The sequence below is a fragment of the Nitrosomonas sp. genome (assembly GCF_020852615.1).
Classification (GTDB): Bacteria; Pseudomonadota; Gammaproteobacteria; order Burkholderiales; family Nitrosomonadaceae; genus Nitrosomonas.
This window is the reverse complement of the sequence record NZ_JADZAJ010000008.1, coordinates 1-2780: the sequence shown is the minus strand read 5'-3', so window position 1 is coordinate 2780 and position 2780 is coordinate 1. Positions and strand designations below refer to the sequence as shown.

General features: G+C 54.1%; 3 protein-coding genes. 2 read left to right on the top strand and 1 reads right to left on the bottom strand.

Annotated features, from left to right (window positions below):
- Both IT527_RS01020 and IT527_RS01015 read left to right on the top strand, forming a co-directional pair.
- Positions 1 to 1126 (top strand): enoyl-CoA hydratase/isomerase family protein (locus IT527_RS01020; RefSeq protein WP_292965296.1); only part of this gene is annotated, 1126 nt, incomplete at its 5' end.
- A 45-nt stretch (positions 1127 to 1171) separates the two neighbouring features.
- Positions 1172 to 2371, top strand: a complete 1200-nt coding sequence (locus IT527_RS01015) for an acetyl-CoA C-acyltransferase (protein ID WP_292965294.1) — start codon at positions 1172 to 1174, stop codon at positions 2369 to 2371.
- A gap of 49 nt (positions 2372 to 2420) precedes the next feature.
- On the opposite strand, the gene IT527_RS01010 is transcribed toward IT527_RS01015, so the two are convergent.
- Positions 2421 to 2762, bottom strand: coding sequence for an MliC family protein (locus IT527_RS01010; RefSeq protein WP_292965298.1), 342 nt, complete (start codon positions 2760 to 2762; stop codon positions 2421 to 2423).
- Positions 2763 to 2780: the final 18 nt, after the last annotated feature.

Sequence of the window (2780 nt, the reverse complement as noted above, 5' to 3'; positions counted from 1 at the left end):
GGTGGGAGAAGAAGCTGTTTATGGCGAAACAGTTTTTGAAACAGATGTGTTGCGTATGTGGCATACCGGAGATCAGGTTGCCATTGTCAGTTTTAAAACCAAAAAACACACAATCGATAATCTGGTACTGCAGGGGATACAGCGAGCGATTACCGAGGCGGAACACCATTTTCGTGCGCTGGTGATCTGGCAGACCGAACCGCCGTTTTCTTTGGGTGCCAATCTGAAAAAGGCAACCGAGCGGCCCAAAACTGAAGCGCCATTGGCGCCGCCTGCCCCACCAGCTCCCCCGTCATTTTTTGAAAAACTTTTCAAACGCGCCAGGAAGGCGACAGAAGCGGCTGTACTGCAGGCAGCGCGCAGCCTGGATATGGCCGATGTGCTAATGGCCGGAAAACTGGCTGAAGTGGAGGTGATGATTGCCCATTTCCAGCAGGTCTCTCAGCATCTCCGTTACAGCATGATACCCACTGTGGCGGCTGTTGATGGATTGGCGCTGGGTGGAGGGTGCGAGTTTGTCATGCATTGCGACCGTGCGGTGGTCACGCTGGAAAGCTATATCGGTCTGGTAGAGGCAGGTGTGGGGCTGCTGCCGGCAGGGGGAGGGTGTAAGGAGTTTGCTTTACGTGCCGCGCGTAATGCCATTGATAACGACCCTTTTCTGTATCTGAAACATTATTTCCAGACAGTTGCAATGGCACAGTTATCCAAAAGTGCAGAACAGGCAAAGGCATTACATTATCTGAAACCAGCTGATGTGGTTGTCATGAATCGTCTCGAATTGCTGCATGTTGCCAAGATGCAGGCGCTGGCTTTGGCAGAAGCAGGCTATCGTCCGCCATTACGTCCGCGCCAGATTGTGGCAGCAGGTGCTACAGGAATTGCCACGCTTAAAAGTTCGATGGTCAACCTGCTGGAAGGCGGGTTTATTTCCGAGCATGACTATCTGGTTGGCAGCAAGATTGCGCATGTCATGTGTGGTGGCGATATTGTCACTGGCAGCCGGGTAGATGAAGAATGGCTGTTGAAGCTGGAACGGACAGCTTTTATTGAGTTGCTGGCAACCGAGAAAACCCAGGCTCGCATCGCGCATACCCTGAAAACCGGCAAACCGCTGCGTAACTGAGTCGTGGTTTGGTGAGATAAAAATTCAAGTACTGAGGAGAAGCAGATGACCAGACAGGTGCAGGATGCTTATATCGTAGCCGCGACACGCACGCCGGTGGGTAAAGCGCCACGAGGGATGTTCAAGGATGTGCGGCCGGATGATTTACTGGTGCACGTGTTGCAGGCGGTACTGAAACAGTGTGAAGGGCTCGATCCGGCCGCTGTTGAGGATGTGATCGTTGGCTGCGCCATGCCGGAAGCGGAACAGGGGATCAATATCGCACGGGTGGCGTTGCTGCTGGCGGGACTGCCTGTTAATGTGCCAGGTGTAACAGTCAACCGGTTCTGTGCCTCCGGTCTGCAGGCAGTTGCCATGGCAGCAGACCGCATCCGGCTGGGAGAAGCGGATGTCATTATTGCCGGCGGGACCGAAAGCATGAGTATGGTGCCGATGATGGGTAACAAGGTAGCGATGAATCCGGCGTTGTTCAGGCAGGATGGGCAGGTTGCCATTGCCTACGGCATGGGTATCACAGCCGAGAAGGTGGCGGAACAGTGGAAAGTCAGCCGTGAGGAGCAGGATGAATTTGCGCTGGAAAGCCATCATCGGGCGATCCGTGCCATCGAACAGGGTGAATTCAAAGATGAAATTGCACCTTATCCCGTTCACGAGAACAGACCGGATCTGGGTACGCATGAAATCATCAGCTCATCTATCGTCCGGGATACCGATGAAGGCCCCCGGGCAGATACCAGCCCGGAAGCACTCGCCAAATTGCGCCCGGTATTTGCTGCAAAAGGATCAGTAACTGCCGGTAACAGTTCGCAAATGTCGGATGGTGCGGGTGCCGTGATGGTGGTGAGCAAAGCGGCGTTACAGCGTTTTAACCTGACGCCAGTCGGGCGCTTCATCGGTTACACAGTGGCTGGGGTGCCACCGGAAATCATGGGCGTGGGCCCGGTCAAGGCGATTCCCAAAGTACTGCAACAAACCGGAATTCGGCAGGACGACCTTGATTGGATCGAACTGAACGAGGCATTCGCTGCGCAAAGCCTGGCAGTCATTCATGACCTTGGGCTGGATCGTACAAAAGTTAACCCGCTGGGCGGAGCCATTGCACTCGGTCACCCGCTGGGCGCAACTGGCGCAATTCGTGTCGCAACACTGCTCAGCGGATTACGCCGTCACAAACTCAAATATGGCATGGTCACCATGTGCATCGGTGGCGGGATGGGTGCTGCCGGCGTGTTTGAAGCGCTGTAATCTACTTCTTTAAAAACCGGGCAAGCAACCCCCCCGCCCGGTTACCTTGTTAATGACCAGGCTGGTGCTGCAGCCTGCCTTTGAACACCAGCTCATCATTGACAGAATAGGTGGCTTCTCCCTGATGCTCCCACCATTCATTTATTCCCGAGGTGTAACGTGCACCTGATGCAGATACTGCAAGATTAAGAATTTCCATCCTGCCGTCCGGGAAGGTAAGCGTAACCGTGTCATCATCCCGATAAACTGCTTGTACCGCCCGCCCGGAATCTGAAACGAAAATTACCGGGCTGATGATTGAAACCCTGGGGTTGGAGGTTGATAGCGGTGTGCAGGACGTGATAACACTAAAAAATGAAAAGATGATAAGGGAATGGAGATTGTGCCGCATAGCAATGCCGATCCGGGC

Excerpts from the sequence above, each read along its gene's own strand:
- IT527_RS01015 (WP_292965294.1), top strand. The coding sequence starts at position 1,172 with ATGACCAGACAGGTGCAGGATGCTTATATCGTAGCCGCGACACGCACG.
- IT527_RS01010 (WP_292965298.1), bottom strand. The coding sequence starts at position 2,762 with ATGCGGCACAATCTCCATTCCCTTATCATCTTTTCATTTTTTAGTGTT.